Source organism: Variovorax sp. 01N425, assembly GCF_056399465.1.
On record NZ_JBFTRJ010000016.1, the window covers coordinates 132,948 to 150,274 of the forward strand.

Below are 17,327 nucleotides of genomic sequence, written 5' to 3' on the forward strand. Positions count from 1 at the left end.
GTTTCAACCCGCCCGTTTGATGCGCAGGGCCTTCGACGCGCGCGAGTTCGGCTCGCGCCCCAGCGCCTCGCTGATGTACACGCCGGCGTCGATCAGCTTGTCCAGGTCGATGCCGGTTTCGATGCCCATGCCGTGCAGCATGTAGACCACGTCTTCCGTGGCCACGTTGCCGGTCGCGCCCTTGGCGTAGGGACAGCCGCCGAGGCCCGCGGAGGACGACTGGAAGTTCCAGACCCCCAGCTCCAGCGAGGCCAGCGTGTTGACCAGCGCCTGGCCGTAGGTGTCGTGGAAGTGGCCCGAGATCTGGTCCACGCCGAAGTGCGCCAGCGTGGCCTCGATGGCAGCCTTCACCTTGCGCGGCGTGCCCACGCCGATGGTGTCGGCCACGTCCACGCGCTGCACGCCGATGTCCTTCATCAGCTTTGCCAGCATGCCCACGCGCTCGGGCGCGACCTCGCCTTCATACGGGCAGCCCACGGTGCACGACATGGCGCCGCGCACATCGATGCCCTTCTCGCGCGCCGCGGCCACCACGGGCGCGAAGCGCTCGATGCTCTCGGCAATGGAGCAGTTGATGTTCTTCTGGCTGAAGGCCTCGCTCGCGGCGCCGAACACCACGATCTCGTCGGGCCACTCCTCGCGCGGCGCGGCAATGGCGGCCTCGAAGCCCTTCATGTTGGGCGTGAGCACCGAGTAGCGCACGCCGGGCTTGCGTTTGATGCCGTGCATCACCTCGGCGTTGTCGGCCATCTGCGGCACCCACTTGGGGCTCACGAAGCTGGTGACCTCGATCTCCTTCAGGCCGGCGTCCTGCAGGCGGTGCACGAGGCCGATCTTGATTTCGGCGGAGACCGGTTGCTTCTCGTTCTGCAGTCCGTCGCGCGGACCGACGTCGATGATCTGGACCTTGGCGGGGAGTTTCATGGGATGTCTCTGGGTTCGCTGGAGAAAGGAAAGAGCGTCCGCCGATTGTCGGCCGTCTGCGTCTTGCATGCTCGGCCGCGCCCGCCGCAGGGGTTGCAATGCCTGCCAGCGGCGTTGCAGATCGCGCCAGCGCCGCGGTTCACGCCGTTTCGCGCTGCGCGAAGTCCGATGGCGGCTCGGCGGGCGCGGGCGCCTCCACGGCATCGAGCGCATCCACGCGCGCGCCGTCCGGCCCGCTGCGGGCCCATGCGACCAGCGCATCGACCGCAGCGGCCGGGCCCGAGGCCAGCGCCTCCACGCTGCCGTCGCGGCGGTTGCGCACCCAGCCGCACACGCCCAGGCGCCGCGCGGCCTGCACCATCGACCAGCGATAGCCCACGCCCTGCACCAGGCCGCGGACGACGAGATGGCGGGTGACGGCGGATGGATTCATGGCATGGGCAGCATCAGTACGACTTGGGCAGGCCGAGCGCCTTTTCCGCGATGAAGTTCAGGATCATCTGCGGACTGACCGGCGCAATGCGCGGAATGTAGCTCTCGCGCAGCAGCCGCTCGACATGGTATTCCTTCGCATAGCCCATGCCGCCCAGCGTGAGAACCGCGTTCTGGCAGGCGTCGTGCGCCGCCTCGGCCGCGAGGTACTTGGCGGCGTTGGCCTCGATGCCGCAGGGCTCGCCCGCGTCGTACAGCGTGGCGGCCTTGAACACCATCAGGTCGGCCGCCTCGAGGTTGGCCCAGGCGCGCGCGAGCGGATGCGCCACGCCCTGGTTCTGGCCGATCGGCCGGCCGAACACGACGCGCTCCTGCGCGTACTGCGCCGCGATGCGCAGCGCGGCGCGGCCGATGCCGATGGCTTCGGCCGCAATCAATATGCGCTCGGGGTTGAGCCCGTGCAGGATGTATTCGAAGCCGCGCCCTTCCTCGCCGATGCGGTCTTCCTCCGGCACTTCGAGCCCGTCGATGAAGAGCATGTTCGAATCGACCGCCGCGCGGCCGAGCTTGTGGATCTCGCGCACCTCGACCTTGGCGCGGTCCAGCGGCGTGTAGAACAGCGTGAGCCCCTGCGTGGGCTTCTTCACCTGGTCGAGCGGCGTGGTGCGCGTCAAGATCAGCATGCGGTCGGCCACCTGCGCGGTCGATATCCATATCTTGCGGCCATGCAGCAGATAGCTGCCGTTCGGCTGGCGCACCGCCTGCGTCTTGAGGCGGGTGGTGTCGAGCCCCGCGTCGGGCTCGGTCACGGCGAAGCAGGCCTTCTCGGTGCCCGCGATCAGCGGCGGCAGGAAACGCTGGCGCTGTGCCTCGCTGCCGAACACCACCACCGGGTTGAGCCCGAAGATGTTCATGTGCACCGACGAAGCGCCCGACATGCCCGCGCCCGACGCGCTGATGGCGCGCATCATCAGCGCCGCCTCGGTGATGCCCAGGCCCGCGCCGCCCTGCGCCTCGGGCATCGCGATGCCGAGCCAGCCGCTGTCGGCCACGGCGCGGTGGAATTCGTGCGGGAATGCGGCGCGGTCGTCGTGGTCGCGCCAGTAGTCGGCGGGGAAGTCTTCGCACAGCCGTTCGATGGCGGCCACCAGCGAGCGCTGGTCTTCATTGAGGGAGAAGTTCATTTGTCGTTGTCCTTGGGTGGAGCCGGCTGCAGCGTGACGCCGCGCGCGAGCAGGTGGTCGATGGCTTTATCGCCATAGCCCGCTTCGCGCAGCAGCTCGACGCTCTGCTCACCGATGCGCGGCGCCATGCGGCGGATGCCCGCGGGCGTGGCGCTGTAGCGTCCGACCGGCGCGAGCGTGCGGATGCGGCCTTCGCTCGGATGATCGAACTCGGGAAAGAAATCGACCGCGCGCAGATGCGGATCGTCGATCAGGCTCTCGGTGCTGTGCAGGCGCGCGACGGGAATGTCGGCCGCTTCCAGCGCGGCCATCCACTCGTCGCTGCCGCGCGTGGCCATCACCTCGGCCACGAACGCGTACACCGCGGCGATGTTCGCGGCGCGCGCCGTGTGCGTGCCGAACATCGGCGAGGCGCGCAGCTCGGGCCGGCCGATCAGGTCGAAGAAGGCCTGCCAGTGCTTGTCGTTGTAGATCAGCACGCTCAGGTAGCCGTCGGCCGTGGCGTAGGGCTTGCGGTGCGCAGCGAGCAGGCGCGCATAGCCGGTGGGGCCGAGCGGCGGCTCGAAGCTGTGGCCGCCCAGGTGGTCGCCCATCACGAACTGCGAGAGCGCCTCGAACATCGGCACCTCGACCGCCTGGCCGCGGCCCGTGCGCTGCGCGTGCAGCACGGCCGCGAGCAGCGCGATGGCGGCCTGCAGCCCCACGGCGCGGTCGGCCAGCGTGACGGGCGCGTAGCGCGGCGCGCCGCCGCTTTGCTGCGCGAACAGCGAGGCGACGCCGGCCGCGCCCTGGATCAGGTCGTCGTAGGCGGGCTTGCCGGCATAGGGGCCTTCCTCGCCGTAGCCGAAGGCGCCGAGGTAGACGATCTTCGGATTGGCCGCCGCCACGGCTTCGTAGCCGAGCCCGAGCCGCGCCATCGCCTGCGGGCGCGTGTTGTAGATCAGCGCATCGCAGCCCGCCGCGAGCCTGAGGCACGCCTCGCGGCCCTCGGGCTGCTTGAGGTCGAGCACGATCGAGCGCTTGTTGCGGTTCAGGTGCAGCGCCATCGCGCCCATGCCGGCATGGCGCATCGGGCCCACGGCGCGCAGGTTGTCGCCGGAAGGCGGCTCGACCTTGACGATGTCGGCGCCAAGGTCGCCGAGCGTCTGCGTGGCATAGGGGCCCATCACCACGGCCGTGAGGTCGAGGATGCGGATGCCTTGAAGTGGTCCGGTGGCATTCATGTCTTTGCTCCTTCCCCTTCCGGGGGAAGGTTGGGATGGGGGCAGGCAGAGCGCCCGATGGAGGCGCCGCTGGCCCCCACCCCTGCCCTCCCCCGGGAGGGGAGGGAGAAAGTCAGGTCTGCTTTCATTCGGGCTGGATGCCGGCAGCCTGGATCAGCTTCTTCCACTTGGCCAGCTCCGCCACCGTGAACGCACCCAGCTCTTCCGGCGTGCTGCCGAAGGCATCGAAGCCCAGTTTCGCCACCCGCTCGCGGAAGGCCGTGCCGTTCGCCATTTCCGACAGCACCTTGTTGAGCTTCAGCACCACATCGCGCGGCGTGCCGGCCGGCGCGAACACGCCGTTCCACGAGGTGATGTCGAAGCCCTTGAGCTCGGGCGTCTCGGCCAGCGGCGGCAGCTCGGGGAAGAGCTTGGTGCGCTCCTGCGTGGTGACGGCAATCGCGCGCATCTTGCCGGCCTTCACGGTGGCGAGCCCCGCGGCCAGGTCGACCACCATCATCGACACCTGCCCGCCGATCAGGTCGGCAATCGCGGGCGGCGTGCTCTTGTAGGGCACGTGCAGCATCGGCACGCCGCTCATGCGCGAGAGCGTGGCGCCGCTCACGATGCCGGTGCTGTTGCCGCTCGCATAGGTCAGCTTGCCCGGGTGCGCGCGGCCCCAGGCCAGCAGCTCGGCCACGCTCTTCACCGGCAGCTCGTTGTTGACCACCAGCATGAACGGCAGGTTGCCCATGCGGCTCACGGGCGCGAAGTCCTTCACCGGGTCGTAGGGCAGCGACTTCATCAGGCTCGGATTGGCCGAGTGCGTGGTGTTGGTGGTCATGAAGAGCGTGTAGCCGTCGGGCGGCGCCTTGGCCACGAACTCGGCGGCAATCACGCCGTTGGCGCCCGCGCGGTTGTCGACGATGACCGAGGCCTTGAGCGCCTCGCCCAGCATCTGCGCCGTGATGCGCGCCACCGCGTCGGTGCCGCTGCCGGCCGCAAAGGGCACGATCAGCTTGATCGGCTGCTTCGGGTAGCCCTCCTGCGCAAAGGCCCAGGGCGCCGCGCCGGCCAGGCCCGCGGCGGCGCCGATGGAAATGAAACGGCGGCGGCTTGCCACCGCGACCGTGGTTGTCGCGTTCTTCATCGTCTGCATGGTTCTTGTCTCCGGGGGTTGTCGTTCAGGGCCGGATCACGCGCTCCGGCGATTCCTCGTACGGCGGGCTGTAGATGACCAGCACGCGCACCGGCTCGTCGCTCACCACCGTGAAGGTGTGCATCGCATCGGCCGGAAAAAAGCAGCTGTCGCCCGGGTGCAGCTCCTGCCGCTGGCCACCCACCTCGGCGACCGCGCGGCCTTCGAGCATGTAGCAGACCTGCTCGATGCCCGGGTGCGCATGGGGCAGCGCGCCCTTGCCCTTCTGGATGTGGCCGACCAGCACCTCGAGCTGCTTCGCGCCCACGGTCTCGGGGCCGATCAGCCGCTTGTTGAGCGTGCCGGTGTGGTTGGCCGGGTGGTAGCCGGCGATGTCGCTTTCGCGGACGAAGTAGCGTGGGGAGGTCATTGTTTCGATCAGCCTTTGTGTTCGATGGCCAGGCAGGCGGAGCGCAGCATGGCGGCCGCCTCGTCGATGCGCGGCTCGAGCCGGTAGCGCGGGCCCGCCACCGAAATGGCGTAGGCCTCGCCGCCGATGCGCAGCGGCCATGCAAGGCCGACGAGGTCGGGGATGCTTTCGCCGAGGTTGCCGTACCAGCCGCGCGCGGGCGAGCGTTCGAGCTCCTGCTCGATGGCCTCGGGCGTGGTCAGCGTGGCGTCGGTCAGCGGCGCCAGCGGGGTGGCGGCCAGCAGCTTGCCGCGTGCCTCGGGCGCGAGCGTGGAAAGCAGCGCGCGGCCCATCGAATTGGCGTAGGCCGGGCGCGTCTCGCCTGCTTCGGCCGAATAGCGGATGCTCTGCGGCGCGCTCAGCACTTCCAGGTAGACGACCGTGTTCGGGTCGCGGAACTTGCCGAACAGCACGGTTTCGCGTGCGCCGTCGCGCAGCTCCTCGAGCGCGGGCCGCACGCGGTCGAGCACCGGGTCGTGCGCCGCAATGACCTGCGCCATGGCCAGCAGCCGGCCGGTCGGGTAGTAGCCCTGGCGGCGGCCGGTCTCGTACATGTAGCCCTGCTCTTCGAGCGTGCGGATCAACCCGAGGCAGCTGGACACCGGCATCTCGAGCAGGCGCGCCATCTCGGACAGCGCCAGCGGCTGCTTCTCCCGGGCGAAGAGCTCGACGATCTCGATCACGCGAAACGCTGTTTTCACAACCATGAAGAAATTTTCGCGTATGTGAAAAACAAAAGCCTCAGGGTTTGCCCCTGGCTGCGCCTCCTTTCAGCGTAGTCGCCGGTAACGCATGCCGTCGTCAGTAGCCCCGGACCGGATCGACCACGCCGCTGACCGGCAGGCCTTGCTCCATCGCGCGGATCTTTCCGGCGATCTGCGCGATGGACTCCTCGCGCAGCGTGCGCGCCGAGCCGTGCGGCGTGACGGTGATCTTCGGGTGGCGCCAGAAGGCGTGGTCGGCGGGCAGCGGCTCGACCTGGAACACGTCGAGCGTGGCGCCGGCCAGCTGGCCTGCATCGAGCATCGGGATCAGGTCGTCTTCCACCAGGTGCGCGCCGCGCGCGATGTTGATGAGATAGCCGCCCGGCCGCAGCTTGCCGAGCGTCTCGCGGTTGAGGATGCCGCGCGTGGCCTCGGTCAGCGGCAGCAGGTTGACCAGCACGCGCGTGGACGACAGGAACTCGCCCAACTGCGCCTCGCCGCTGAACACCTGCACGCCCTCGATGGCTTTGGGCGAACGGCTCCAGCCCAGCACCGGAAACTCGAACTGCGCGACTGCCTTGGCCACGCGCTCGCCGAGCACGCCCAGGCCCATGATGCCGACCGGAAAATCGCGCCGCAGCCGCGGCTTGCGGTAGCTCCACTTGCCCTGGCGCGCATCCGCTTCGTAGACATCGAACTCGCGGAAGTGCCGGATCAGCGTGTGGCACACGTACTCGGCCATCTGCACCGACATGCCGGCGTCGTCGAGCCGCACGATGCGCGTCTGCGGCGGGACTTTCAGCTTGAGCAGCGCATCGACACCCGCGCCGATGTTGAACAGGCCGCGCAGCCCGGGCTGCTCGTCGAGCAGCTGCTGGGGCGGCGCCCACACCACCGCGTGGTCGGCTTGGGCGGCGCCCGGCTTCCAGGTCTCGATCTGCGCATCGGGCAGCTCGGCCCGGAGGCCTTCGATCCAGGGTTCGGGGCGGTTGTCGGTCAGGGAAACGATGATTTTCATGAGCCGGATCTTAGGGGCCCCGGCCCACGTACCGGATCGGCAGCTTGTACCGCCGGAGGCCTTCTTCTATGCTCGTGCGCGACCATCCAGAACATCGACACACCCGGAGACCCCAGCATGATCAAAGTCAGCGTGATGTACCCCTACACCGAAGGCGCGCGGTTCGACCACGCCTACTACCGCGACAAGCACATGCCCCTCCTGAAGGCGCGCATGGGCGATGCCTGCAGGTCCTACACCATCGACAAGGGACTGGCGGGCGGCGCGCCCGGCATGCCGCCGACCTACGTCGGCATGTGCCACGTGTTCTGCGACTCGGCCGACGCCTTCCAGGCGGCGTTCGGCCCGCATGCCAAGGAGATCCTGGGCGACATCAAGAACTACACCGACATCGCGCCGGTGATGCAGATCAGCGAAGTGGTGGTGGGTTAAACCGCCGCCGCAGCCATCCGCAACAGCTCGTCGCCCTCGGCCACCTGCTCGCCGGGCGAGAACATCAGTTCTTCCACCGTGCCGTCGGCCGGCGCCGCGATGGTGTGCTCCATCTTCATGGCTTCCATCACCGCGAGCGGCTGGCCGCGGCTGACCTTGTCGCCGGCCTTGACCGCGAAGGACACGACCTTGCCGGGCATCGGCGCGGTGAGGCGGCCGGCTTCTGCATGGGTGTCGCCGGCATGGGCCAGGCGGTCGATGGCGGTGATCTTCGTGGCGCCCTTCGACGCGAACACATGGGCCGTGGCGCCGTCCAGGTGCACGTCCACGGTCTGCCGCGTGCCCGCGAACTCGACCTCGAACTCGCCTGACGGAAACTGGCCCACGACCAGCGGGCCTTCAACGCCGCCGGCTTCGAGCCACAGGCTGCCGTCGCGCCTGTAGCTCAGCACGGCCGTCTGCTCGGCACCACGGAATTCGAAGTCGAAGTGGCGCCGGTACTCGCCATGCGAGCGCCAGCCGTCGCGCCGCTCGAAAGGGTAGTGCGCGCCCACCGGCCGCTCGGTGACCAGCGTGCGCGTGATGGCGGCGGCCGCGGCCAGCGGCAGGCCCAGCGCCTCGCGGTCGAACAGCACGGCGCGCTCGCGCTCGATCAGCGCGGTGTCGAGGTTGGCCTTGGCGAACGACTCGGTCGCGAGGATGCCGCGCAGGAACTGAACATTGGTCGACACACCGACGATCTGCACCTGCGCCAGCGCCGCATCGAGCCGCGCCAGCGCCTCGTCGCGCGTGCTGCCGTGCACGATCAGCTTGGCGATCATCGAGTCGTAGAACGGAGAGATCTCGCCGCCCTCGCGCACGCCGTCGTCGATGCGCACGCGGCTGCGCTGGAAGGCCGTCGCCTGCGGCTTGCGGTAGACGCGCAAGCTGCCCGTCGCGGGCAGGAAGTTGTTGTCGGGGTTCTCGGCGCAGATGCGCGCCTCGATCGCGTGGCCGTGGATCTGCAGCTCCTGCTGCTTTGCGGGCAGCGTCTCGCCCGAGGCCACGCGCAGTTGCCATTCGACGAGGTCGAGGCCGGTGATGGCTTCGGTCACCGGGTGCTCCACCTGCAGGCGGGTATTCATCTCCATGAAGAAGAAGTTCATCTCGCCGCCTTCGCGCTGCTCGACGATGAATTCCACCGTGCCGGCGCCGACGTAGTTCACTGCACGCGCTGCCGCCACGGCCGCCTCGCCCATCTGCTTGCGCATCGCCTCGGTCATGCCGGGCGCGGGCGCCTCTTCCAGCACCTTCTGGTGGCGCCTCTGCACCGAGCAGTCGCGCTCGAACAGGTAGACGTAGTTGCCGTGCGTGTCGCCGAACACCTGGATCTCGATGTGGCGCGGGCGCTGCACGTACTTCTCGATCAGCACCGCGTCGTCGCCGAAGCTGTTGGTCGCCTCGCGCTGGCACGAGGCGAGCGCCGCCGCAAAGTCTTCGGCCCGGTCGACCGCGCGCATGCCCTTGCCGCCGCCACCCGCGCTGGCCTTGATGAGCACGGGGTAGCCGATGCGGTCGGCCTCGCGTTGCAGCAGCTGCGGGTCCTGGTCGTGGCCGTGGTAGCCGGGCACCAGCGGCACGCCGGCCTTTTCCATCAGCTGCTTCGACTCGGCCTTGAGGCCCATCGCCTTGATGGCCGAAGGCGGCGGGCCGATGAAGACCAGGCCCGCGTCGGCGCAGGCCTGTGCGAACTCCTCGTTCTCGCTCAGGAAGCCGTAGCCGGGATGCACGGCTTCGGCGCCCGTGGCCTTGGCGGCTTCGAGGATCTTTTCCCAGCGCAGGTAGCTGTCTTTCGGTGCGCTGCCGCCGAGGTGCACCGATTCGTCGCAGGCGCGCACGTGGTTGGCATGCGCGTCGGCATCGGAGTACACGGCCACGGTGCGAATCGCCATGCGGCGGGCAGTGGCCGCGACACGGCAGGCGATCTCGCCTCGGTTGGCAATGAGGATCTTCTTAAACATTCGGAGTGTCTCCCGGAGGATTCTTTTTCAGTTGGAATGCAGGCGTGACGCCCGGATCGGGCCGCCCGCTGAAGATGCGGGCCACGCGAGTGAACAGCGCCTTGAGAAAGCGCCAGCTCTTGCGGATGAGCCAGACGCTGAGCACCAGCACCAGGGCGAACAGCACCAGGAAGACCAGCGGATGCGCCACCGCGAGCCACAGCCCGGTTGGCACCATCGTGTCCTCGACCAGCGACGCACCCACGTTCGAGAACGGCTCGGGCGATGTGTTGATGGCCGCGCGCGTCGTGGCCTTGGCCGCATGCGCGGTGGCCGCGAAGCCGCCGCCCACGAGCGCGGCCACGATGGCCATCGCGCCATGGTCGGCACCAAACACGCTGGCCGCGAGCGCCGCGCCGGCAGGAATGCGGATGGCCGTGTGCACCACGTCCCACAGCGAATCGAGGCCCGGGATCTTGTCGGCGAAGAACTCGATGAACACCATGAAGCCGCTGGCCGCGATGACTACCGGATGCGCCAGCAGCTGCAGCCCGCTGGGCAGCGGCACCCAGCCGAAGTAGCCGGCCAGCCCGGTCAGCAGCACGACCAGGTACAGCCGCACGCCGCTGGCCCAGCCGATGGCCGCGGCCAGTGCGAGCAGCTGGGGCATGTCGAGCGCATTCATTGCCTGGCGCTCAGTGGCCCAGCCATGACGGCTTGCGCTTCTGCAGGAAGGCCTGCACGCCCTCGCGGCCTTCGTCGCTGGCGCGGATGTCGGCAATGCCTTCGACGGTCTTGGCGATCAGCGCGTCGTCGATCTCGCGGCCGTCCACGTCGGCGATCAGTTGCTTGCAGGCACGCACGGCGGCGGGGCTGGCGCCGGTGAGCGCCTTCAGGAGCTCGTCGACCTTGGCATCGAGCGCATCGGCCGCGACCACTTCATGCACGAAGCCGATGCGGTGCGCCTCGGCCGCGGTGAAGCGTTCGGCCGTGAGAAAGTAGCGCTGCGATGCGCGCGTGCCCATGGCACGCAGCACGTACGGGCTGATGGTCGCAGGCACGAGGCCGATCTTGACTTCGCTCAGGCAATACCACGCGGTGTCCACGCTCACGGCCATGTCGCAGGCCGCGACGAGGCCCATGCCGCCCGCATACACATCGCCCTGCACGCGCGCGATGGTGGGCTTGGGGCATTCGGCAATGGTGCGCAGCATGGTGGCCAGCTTGCCCGCGTCGGCGATGTTCTCGCTGCGCGTGTAGTCGGCCATGCGGCGCATCCAGTTGAGGTTGGCGCCTGCGCAGAAGGCGGGGCCGTTGGCGCCTAGCACGATGGCTTTGACCTTCGGCGCGGCGCCGGCGTCAGTGAAGGCCTGCGTGAGCTCGGCGATGACCACGTCGTCGAAGGCATTGCGCGCGTCGGGCTGGTCGAGCCAGATGCGTGCGATGGTGTCGTGGATTTCGAGTTTCAGTTTGGTGAAGGTCATGTCAGCGATGTTTGTTCGGGGCGCTTGTTCGGGGCGCTGTTGTTTTGTTCAGGGCGCGTGCACAGGCCACCGGGTACTCCCCTCCGCGAATGTCCCCCGGGGGCTGCGCCCCCTCCTCCTTTATTTCGCTGCGGGGAGCACCCGATGCCCTGTGCACCAGGGCACGCTCGTGGTGTACCGCTGATCAACGACCGCTCTGAATCACGCTCCCGCTGATGGGGTGCCTTGCGCAGCGAAATAAAGGAGGAGGCCGCAGGCCGGGGGACATTCGCGGAGCAAGGTACCCCGTCGGCGGGAGCGCACCCCGGAACGCGATGCCTGTATCGACCCCAAGCGCAAGAAAGCTGTGCCACGGCTACATCCGGAAGATGCCGAATTTCGGCTCGGGAATCGGCGCATTGCGCGACGCAGCCAAACCGAGCGCCAGCACCCGCCGCGTGTCCGCCGGGTCGATGATCCCGTCGTCCCACAGCCGCGCCGTCGCGTAGTAGGGGTGGCCCTGGTCTTCGTACTGCTGGCGGATCGGTGCCTTGAAGGCTTCTTCCTCTTCCTTGCTCCAGCTGCCGCCCTTCAATTCGATGCCGTCGCGCTTCACCGTGGCCAGCACGCTCGCGGCCTGCTCGCCGCCCATCACGCTGATGCGCGCGTTGGGCCACATCCAGAGGAAGCGCGGGCTGTAGGCCCGGCCGCACATCCCGTAGTTGCCGGCGCCGAAGCTGCCGCCGATGATGATGGTGAACTTGGGCACGTTGGCCGTGGCCACGGCCGTCACCATCTTGGCGCCGTGGCGCGCGATGCCCTCGTTCTCGTACTTGCGGCCCACCATGAAGCCCGTGATGTTCTGCAGGAACACCAGCGGCGTCTTGCGATGGCAGCACAGCTCGATGAAGTGCGCGCCCTTCTGCGCCGATTCGGAAAACAGGATGCCGTTGTTGGCGATGATGCCCACCGGCATGCCCTCGATCTCGGCAAAGCCGCAGACCAGCGTGGCGCCGAAGCGCGCCTTGAACTCGTGGAACTCGCTGCCGTCGACGATGCGCGCGATGATCTCGCGCACATCGAAGGGCTTGCGCGTGTCGGTCGGGATCACGCCGTAGAGCTCTTCGCGCGGGAACTCGGGTGGGCGCACCTCGGCCTTTGCAGTGTCCTGGGCCGAGGCCGCCTTCGCATTGAGATTGGCCACGGCCGAACGCGCGAGCGCGAGCGCATGCAGGTCGTTCTGCGCCAGGTGGTCGACCACGCCAGAGAGGCGCGTGTGCACGTCGCCGCCGCCCAGGTCCTCGGCCGTGACGACCTCGCCGGTTGCAGCCTTCACGAGCGGCGGGCCGCCCAGGAAGATGGTGCCCTGGTTCTTCACGATGATCGATTCGTCGCTCATCGCCGGCACATACGCGCCGCCCGCCGTGCACGAGCCCATGACCACCGCGATCTGCGCGATGCCCTGGGCGCTCATGTTGGCCTGGTTGTAGAAGATGCGGCCGAAGTGGTCGCGGTCGGGGAACACCTCGTCCTGGTTCGGCAGGTTGGCGCCGCCCGAGTCGACCAGGTAGATGCAGGGCAGGCGGTTCTGCTCGGCGATCTCCTGCGCGCGCAGGTGCTTCTTGACCGTCATCGGGTAATAGGTGCCGCCCTTCACCGTCGCATCGTTGCAGACGATCATGCAGTCGATGCCGTTCACCCGGCCGATGCCCGCGATGAGGCCCGCGCCGGGTGCCGACTCCGCGCCCTTGGCATCGAGGTACATCGCATGCGCGGCCAGCGGCGCGATCTCGAGGAAGGGCGTGCCGGGGTCGAGCAGCTCGGCCACGCGGTCGCGCGGCAGCAGCTTGCCGCGGGCCGTGTGCTTGGCGCGCGCGGCCTCGCCGCCGCCCTGCTCCACTTTGGCGAACTGCTTGTGCAGGTCGTCGACCAGCGCGCGCATGGCTGCGGCATTGGCCTGGAAGTCGGCCGAGCGGGCGTTGAGTTTGGTTTCGATCTTGCTCATGCTGTCTTTTCTTGTTCGAGGCCGAGCTGCTCGGCCATCGCTTCGCGGATCTTGAATTTCTGGATCTTGCCCGTCACCGTCATCGGGAATTCGGTGACGAAGCGGATGTACTTCGGCACCTTGTAGTGCGCGATCTGCCCCCTGCAGAAGTCGCGGATCTCGTCTTCGGTCGCGGCCTGGCCGGGCTTGGCGATGATCCAGGCGCACAGCTCCTCGCCGTACTTCCGGTCGGGCAGGCCGACCACCTGCACGTCCTGCACCTTCGGGTGGCGGTACAGGAATTCCTCGATCTCGCGCGGGTAGATGTTCTCGCCGCCGCGGATCACGAGGTCCTTGATGCGGCCGACGATGTTCACGTAGCCCTCGGCATCCATGGTGGCCAGGTCGCCGGTGTGCATCCAGTGCTCGGTATCGATGGCTTCGCGGGTCTTGGGCTCGTCTTCCCAGTAGCCGTGCATCACCGAGTAGCCGCGCGTGCAGAACTCGCCGGAGCTGCCGCGCGGCACGATGGCCCCGGTCTCGGGGTCGATGATCTTGATCTCCAGGTGCGGCTGCACCGTGCCCACGGTGGACACACGCTTGTCCAGCGGCGTGTCGGTGCTGCTCTGGCAGCTCACGGGGCTGGTCTCGGTCATGCCGTAGGCGATGGTGATTTCGCTCAGGTGCATCTCGTTCACCACGCGCTTCATCACCTCGGTCGGGCAGGGCGAGCCGGCCATGATGCCGGTGCGCAGCGTGGACAGGTCGAACTCCTTGAAGCGCGGATGGTCGAGCTCGGCAATGAACATGGTGGGCACGCCGTGCAGGCCGGTGCATTTTTCGACCTGCACGGTCTCGAGCACCGTGAGCGGATCGAAGCCGTCGTTCGGGTACACGATGGCCGAGCCATGCGTGAGGCAGGCCAGGTTGCCGAGCACCATGCCGAAGCAGTGGTAGAGCGGCACCGGAATGCACAGCCTGTCGGCCGGCGTGAGCTTCATGCATTCGCCGATGAAGAAGCCGTTGTTGAGGATGTTGCGGTGCGTGAGCGTCGCGCCCTTGGGAAAGCCCGTGGTGCCGCTGGTGAACTGGATGTTGATCGGGTCGGTGGCCTTGAGCGTCTTTTGCGTGGCGGCCACGCGCGGGTCGGCCGCATCGCCGCTCGCGAGCAGTTCGCTGAAGCGCTGCATGCCGGGCTCCTGCACATCGGCCGCAGCCTTGCCGTCGATCCAGAAGGTGTGGCGCAGCTGCGGCAGGCGCTGGGGGCCGAGCTCGCGCAGCATGCCGAGGTAGTCGCTGGTCTTGAACTGCGCCATCGTCACCAGCGCCTTGCAGCCGACCTTGTTGAGCGCGTATTCGAGCTCGGAGGTGCGGTAGGCCGGGTTGATGTTGACGAGGATCAGCCCGGCCTTGGCGGTCGCAATCTGCATCAGCACCCAGGGCGCGTTGTTGTGCGACCAGATGCCCACGCGGTCGCCGGGTGCGAGTCCCAGCTTCAGCAATGCGCTGGCCAGCTTGTTGGACTCGGCCTGCAGCTCGCGGTAGGTGAAGCGCTTGCCTTCGTGGCGGCTGACGAGCGCTTCGCGGTCGGGCTGCTTCGCGGCCATGCCGTCGAAGAAGTCGCCGATGGTTTGTTCGATGAGGGGGACGTTGGTGGCGCCTTGCGCCAGGCTCTGCGTCAGTGGCATCGTCTTGTCTCCTTGTCTTGCTCCCTCTCCCCCTGGGAGAGGGTTGGGGTGAGGGCGCTCGGCCCTCGATGAGGCATGGCGCTCGACTCGATCGCTGCTGCCCTCACCCCGGCCCTCTCCCAGGGGGAGAGGGCGGAAGAAGGGGCGGCGCGCGTCATCCTAGGCGGTTTCAGCAAACAGCTCGCGCCCGATCAGCATGCGGCGGATCTCGCTCGTGCCCGCACCGATCTCGTACAGCTTGGCGTCGCGCCACAGCCGCTCGACCGGAAAGTCCTTCGTGTAGCCCACGCCGCCCAGCGCCTGGATCGCCTCGCCGGCCATCCACGTGGCCTTCTCGGCCGAATAGAGAATGGCGCCGGCCGCGTCCTTGCGGAAGGTGCGCGCGTGGTCGTTGCGGTCGCAGGCCTTGCCCACCGCGTACACATAAGCGCGCGTGGCCTGCCAGGTCGAGTACATGTCGGCGAGCTTGCCCTGCATCAGCTGGAACTCGCCGATGCTCTGGCCGAACTGCTTGCGCTCGTGGATGAAGGGCAGCACCGCGTCCATGCAGGCCGCCATGATGCCGAGCGGCCCGCCCGAGAGCACCGCGCGCTCGTAGTCGAGACCGCTCATCAGCACCTTGGCGCCCATGCCTTCGCCGCCGAGCACGTTCTCTTCGGGCACTTCGCAGTTGTCGAAGAACAGCGGGTAGGTGTTGGAGCCGCGCATGCCGAGCTTGTCGAGCTTGGTGCCGGCCGAGAAGCCCTTGAAGCCCTTCTCGACGATGAAGGCCGTCATGCCGCGCGCGCCCATCTCGGGTTCGGTCTTGGCGTAGATCACGAGCGTGTCGGCATCGCCGCCGTTGGTGATCCACATCTTGCCGCCGTTGAGCACGTAGTAGCCGTTCTTCTTCTCGGCCTTGAGCTTCATGCTCACCACGTCGGAGCCGGCGTTGGGCTCGCTCATGGCCAGCGCGCCGACGTGCTCGCCGCTCACCAGCCTGGGCAGGTATTTCTTCTTCTGCGCATCGCTGCCGTTGCGGTGGATCTGGTTCACGCACAGGTTGGAGTGCGCGCCATACGAAAGGCCGACCGAGGCCGAGGCGCGCGACACCTCTTCCATCGCCACGATGTGGGCGAGGTAGCCCAGCTCGGTGCCGCCGAACTCTTCCTTCACCGTCATGCCGTGCAGGCCGAGCTCGCCGAGCTTCTGCCACAGGTCGTGCGGGAACAGGTTGTCGCGGTCGATGTCGGCGGCGCGCGGGGCGATCTCGTTCGCGGCAAAGTCCTGGATGGCGCTGCGCAGCGAGTCGATGGTCTCGCCCAGGTCGAAGTTCAGGCCGGGATCGTGCATGTGTGTTGTCTCCTCTGAGGGGTCGGCGCGCAGGCAGGCTGTCCCACGCGGATGGGCGCTTGGAAGAATGCAGCTTACGCCTCGCCGCGCCGCAATTGGCGCCACAATGGTTGCAAATTGCGCCACGCCGGAACCACCTGACCATGTCGTCCCCGTCCTTCCTCCGACCCGCCCGTGCCGTCACGCCGATGGCCTTCGTGAGAGCCATCGTGCAGGGCTACGAGCGCTACGGCGTCGATCCGTCCGCGGCGCTGCAAGCGGCACAGATCACGCCGCGCGAGCTGGCCCGGCCGGGCGCGCGGGTGACAGCCGCGCAGTTCGAGGCGCTGTCGGGCCATGCGATGCAGGAGCTGGACGACGAGGCGCTCGGCTGGTTCTCGCGGCGGCTGCCCTGGGGCAGCTACGGCATGCTGTGCCGCGCCTCGCTGACCTCGCCCGACCTGGGCGTGGCCATCAAGCGCTGGTGCCGCCATCACCGCCTGCTGACCGAGGACATCACGCTGGCGCTGGAGGTGTCGGGCGGCGTGGCCACGCTGCGCATCGCCGAGCACCGCCCGCTGGACGAGGCCTTCCGCGAGTTCTGCCTGGTGACGAGCCTGCGCTTCTTGCACGGGTACGTCTGCTGGGCCATCGATTCGCGCATCTCGCTGCGCGACGCGACTTTTCCCTTTGCAGCGCCGCCGCACCGCGACGCCTATCCGCTGATGTTCACGCCCGAGGTGCGCTTCGATGCGCCCGAGGCGAGCATCAGCTTCGACGAGCGCTACCTCGCGCTGCCGCTGCAGCGCGACGAGCGTGCGCTGCGCACGATGCTCAAGCGGGCGCTGCCGCTCACGGTGCTGCAGTACCGGCGCGACCGGCTGCTGGGCCAGCGCGTGCGCGAGCTGCTGCGTTCGCGCGCAGCCGAGGCCACGACGGCGGAGGCGCTGGCCACGCTGCTCAACGTGTCGAGCCGCACGCTGCACCGGCAGTTGCATGAAGAAGGCACGTCACTGCAGACGCTGAAGAACGAAGTGCGCCACGAGATGGCGGTGGAGCAGTTGCGCCGCACCAGCCGGCCGATCAAGCAGGTGGCGCTGGCCGTGGGCTTTCGCAACGAGAAGAGCTTTTCGCGCGCGTTCCTGCAGTGGACGGGACATGCGCCGCGGGACTTTCGGCTGCGGGGGTTGTAGCGGGATTCTGCTTTGTGCTTTATTGGCGCCGTCGTTCGGGGCGCGTGCACAGGCCACCGGGTACTCCCCTCCGCGAATGTCCCCCGGGGGCTACGCCCCCTCCTCCTTAATTTCGCTGCGGGGAGCACCCGATGCCCTGGGCACTGGGGCACGCTGCTGGTGTACCGCCGATCAACGACGGCTCTGATCACGCTCCCGCTGATGGG

At 68.2% G+C, this 17,327-nt stretch carries 16 protein-coding genes; 2 read left to right on the forward strand and 14 right to left on the reverse strand.

Features of this window, described 5'->3' with window-relative positions; all coding sequences use genetic code 11:
- Positions 1-3 precede the first annotated feature (3 nt).
- The 8 genes from AC1DSC_RS25975 to AC1DSC_RS26010 form a co-directional block, all read right to left on the reverse strand.
- A complete protein-coding gene (locus AC1DSC_RS25975; RefSeq protein ID WP_018906166.1) occupies positions 4-924 on the reverse strand; it encodes a hydroxymethylglutaryl-CoA lyase in 921 nt (306 codons plus the stop codon).
- A 139-nt stretch (positions 925-1,063) separates the two neighbouring features.
- Positions 1,064-1,357, reverse strand: a complete 294-nt coding sequence (locus AC1DSC_RS25980) for an acylphosphatase (RefSeq protein ID WP_436288071.1) — start codon at positions 1,355-1,357, stop codon at positions 1,064-1,066.
- Between the two features lie 13 nt (positions 1,358-1,370).
- Entirely contained in the window at positions 1,371-2,540 is a 1,170-nt protein-coding gene (locus AC1DSC_RS25985) for an acyl-CoA dehydrogenase family protein (RefSeq protein ID WP_015867473.1), read from the reverse strand.
- On the reverse strand, positions 2,537-3,763 hold the full coding sequence (locus AC1DSC_RS25990; protein WP_436288072.1) for a CaiB/BaiF CoA transferase family protein: 1,227 nt from the start codon (positions 3,761-3,763) through the stop codon (positions 2,537-2,539). Before AC1DSC_RS25990 ends, AC1DSC_RS25985 begins: the two co-directional genes overlap by 4 nt.
- A 124-nt stretch (positions 3,764-3,887) precedes the next feature.
- On the reverse strand, positions 3,888-4,901 hold the full coding sequence (locus AC1DSC_RS25995) for a Bug family tripartite tricarboxylate transporter substrate binding protein (RefSeq protein ID WP_436288073.1): 1,014 nt from the start codon (positions 4,899-4,901) through the stop codon (positions 3,888-3,890).
- A 25-nt stretch (positions 4,902-4,926) separates the two neighbouring features.
- Entirely contained in the window at positions 4,927-5,310 is a 384-nt protein-coding gene (locus AC1DSC_RS26000; protein ID WP_015867476.1) for a cupin domain-containing protein, read from the reverse strand.
- 8 nt (positions 5,311-5,318) lie between these two features.
- The gene (locus AC1DSC_RS26005) at positions 5,319-6,056 is read right to left on the reverse strand and encodes an IclR family transcriptional regulator (RefSeq protein ID WP_436288074.1); all 738 of its coding nucleotides are present in this window, start codon (positions 6,054-6,056) and stop codon (positions 5,319-5,321) included.
- 94 nt (positions 6,057-6,150) lie between these two features.
- The gene (locus AC1DSC_RS26010) at positions 6,151-7,071 is read right to left on the reverse strand and encodes a 2-hydroxyacid dehydrogenase (RefSeq protein ID WP_436288075.1); all 921 of its coding nucleotides are present in this window, start codon (positions 7,069-7,071) and stop codon (positions 6,151-6,153) included.
- A 117-nt stretch (positions 7,072-7,188) separates the two neighbouring features.
- Here AC1DSC_RS26010 and AC1DSC_RS26015 point away from each other — a divergent pair, with 117 nt between their 5' ends.
- Positions 7,189-7,503: an EthD family reductase gene (locus AC1DSC_RS26015; RefSeq protein ID WP_018907056.1), complete on the forward strand. Its 315-nt coding sequence runs from the start codon at positions 7,189-7,191 to the stop codon at positions 7,501-7,503.
- On the opposite strand, the gene AC1DSC_RS26020 is transcribed toward AC1DSC_RS26015, so the two are convergent.
- From AC1DSC_RS26020 to AC1DSC_RS26045, 6 genes are all read right to left on the reverse strand, one after another.
- Positions 7,500-9,503 carry an acetyl/propionyl/methylcrotonyl-CoA carboxylase subunit alpha gene (locus tag AC1DSC_RS26020; RefSeq protein ID WP_436288076.1) on the reverse strand — a complete coding sequence of 668 codons (2,004 nt, stop codon included), beginning with the start codon at positions 9,501-9,503 and terminating at the stop codon, positions 7,500-7,502. The two genes, AC1DSC_RS26015 and AC1DSC_RS26020, sit on opposite strands and share 4 nt — an antisense overlap.
- Complete coding sequence (locus tag AC1DSC_RS26025; RefSeq protein WP_436288077.1) at positions 9,496-10,167, reverse strand: DUF4126 domain-containing protein; 672 nt, start codon at positions 10,165-10,167, stop codon at positions 9,496-9,498. Before AC1DSC_RS26025 ends, AC1DSC_RS26020 begins: the two co-directional genes overlap by 8 nt.
- A 10-nt stretch (positions 10,168-10,177) precedes the next feature.
- Positions 10,178-10,966 (reverse strand): enoyl-CoA hydratase/isomerase family protein, encoded by a 789-nt coding sequence (locus tag AC1DSC_RS26030; RefSeq protein WP_436288078.1) that lies wholly within the window; start codon positions 10,964-10,966, stop codon positions 10,178-10,180.
- 355 nt (positions 10,967-11,321) lie between these two features.
- Complete coding sequence (locus AC1DSC_RS26035; RefSeq protein ID WP_436288079.1) at positions 11,322-12,950, reverse strand: carboxyl transferase domain-containing protein; 1,629 nt, start codon at positions 12,948-12,950, stop codon at positions 11,322-11,324.
- A complete protein-coding gene (locus AC1DSC_RS26040; RefSeq protein ID WP_436288080.1) occupies positions 12,947-14,617 on the reverse strand; it encodes an AMP-binding protein in 1,671 nt (556 codons plus the stop codon). The genes AC1DSC_RS26035 and AC1DSC_RS26040 overlap by 4 nt, the downstream gene beginning before the upstream one ends.
- A 159-nt stretch (positions 14,618-14,776) precedes the next feature.
- Positions 14,777-15,949 (reverse strand): isovaleryl-CoA dehydrogenase, encoded by a 1,173-nt coding sequence (locus tag AC1DSC_RS26045; RefSeq protein WP_307595611.1) that lies wholly within the window; start codon positions 15,947-15,949, stop codon positions 14,777-14,779.
- Positions 15,950-16,092: 143 nt separating this feature from the next.
- Between AC1DSC_RS26045 and AC1DSC_RS26050 the strand changes: the two genes are divergently transcribed.
- Entirely contained in the window at positions 16,093-17,121 is a 1,029-nt protein-coding gene (locus AC1DSC_RS26050) for an AraC family transcriptional regulator (protein ID WP_018907062.1), read from the forward strand.
- The last annotated feature ends 206 nt before the right edge of the window (positions 17,122-17,327 follow it).

Excerpts from the sequence above, each read along its gene's own strand:
- AC1DSC_RS25990 (WP_436288072.1), bottom strand. The coding sequence starts at position 3,763 with ATGAATGCCACCGGACCACTTCAAGGCATCCGCATCCTCGACCTCACG.
- AC1DSC_RS26040 (WP_436288080.1), bottom strand. The coding sequence starts at position 14,617 with ATGCCACTGACGCAGAGCCTGGCGCAAGGCGCCACCAACGTCCCCCTC.
- AC1DSC_RS26035 (WP_436288079.1), bottom strand. The coding sequence starts at position 12,950 with ATGAGCAAGATCGAAACCAAACTCAACGCCCGCTCGGCCGACTTCCAG.
- AC1DSC_RS25975 (WP_018906166.1), bottom strand. The coding sequence starts at position 924 with ATGAAACTCCCCGCCAAGGTCCAGATCATCGACGTCGGTCCGCGCGAC.
- AC1DSC_RS26045 (WP_307595611.1), bottom strand. The coding sequence starts at position 15,949 with ATGCACGATCCCGGCCTGAACTTCGACCTGGGCGAGACCATCGACTCG.
- AC1DSC_RS25995 (WP_436288073.1), bottom strand. The coding sequence starts at position 4,901 with ATGCAGACGATGAAGAACGCGACAACCACGGTCGCGGTGGCAAGCCGC.
- AC1DSC_RS26010 (WP_436288075.1), bottom strand. The coding sequence starts at position 7,071 with ATGAAAATCATCGTTTCCCTGACCGACAACCGCCCCGAACCCTGGATC.
- AC1DSC_RS25985 (WP_015867473.1), bottom strand. The coding sequence starts at position 2,540 with ATGAACTTCTCCCTCAATGAAGACCAGCGCTCGCTGGTGGCCGCCATC.
- AC1DSC_RS26050 (WP_018907062.1), top strand. The coding sequence starts at position 16,093 with ATGTCGTCCCCGTCCTTCCTCCGACCCGCCCGTGCCGTCACGCCGATG.
- AC1DSC_RS26005 (WP_436288074.1), bottom strand. The coding sequence starts at position 6,056 with ATGGTTGTGAAAACAGCGTTTCGCGTGATCGAGATCGTCGAGCTCTTC.
- AC1DSC_RS26000 (WP_015867476.1), bottom strand. The coding sequence starts at position 5,310 with ATGACCTCCCCACGCTACTTCGTCCGCGAAAGCGACATCGCCGGCTAC.
- AC1DSC_RS26025 (WP_436288077.1), bottom strand. The coding sequence starts at position 10,167 with ATGAATGCGCTCGACATGCCCCAGCTGCTCGCACTGGCCGCGGCCATC.
- AC1DSC_RS25980 (WP_436288071.1), bottom strand. The coding sequence starts at position 1,357 with ATGAATCCATCCGCCGTCACCCGCCATCTCGTCGTCCGCGGCCTGGTG.
- AC1DSC_RS26030 (WP_436288078.1), bottom strand. The coding sequence starts at position 10,966 with ATGACCTTCACCAAACTGAAACTCGAAATCCACGACACCATCGCACGC.
- AC1DSC_RS26015 (WP_018907056.1), top strand. The coding sequence starts at position 7,189 with ATGATCAAAGTCAGCGTGATGTACCCCTACACCGAAGGCGCGCGGTTC.
- AC1DSC_RS26020 (WP_436288076.1), bottom strand. The coding sequence starts at position 9,503 with ATGTTTAAGAAGATCCTCATTGCCAACCGAGGCGAGATCGCCTGCCGT.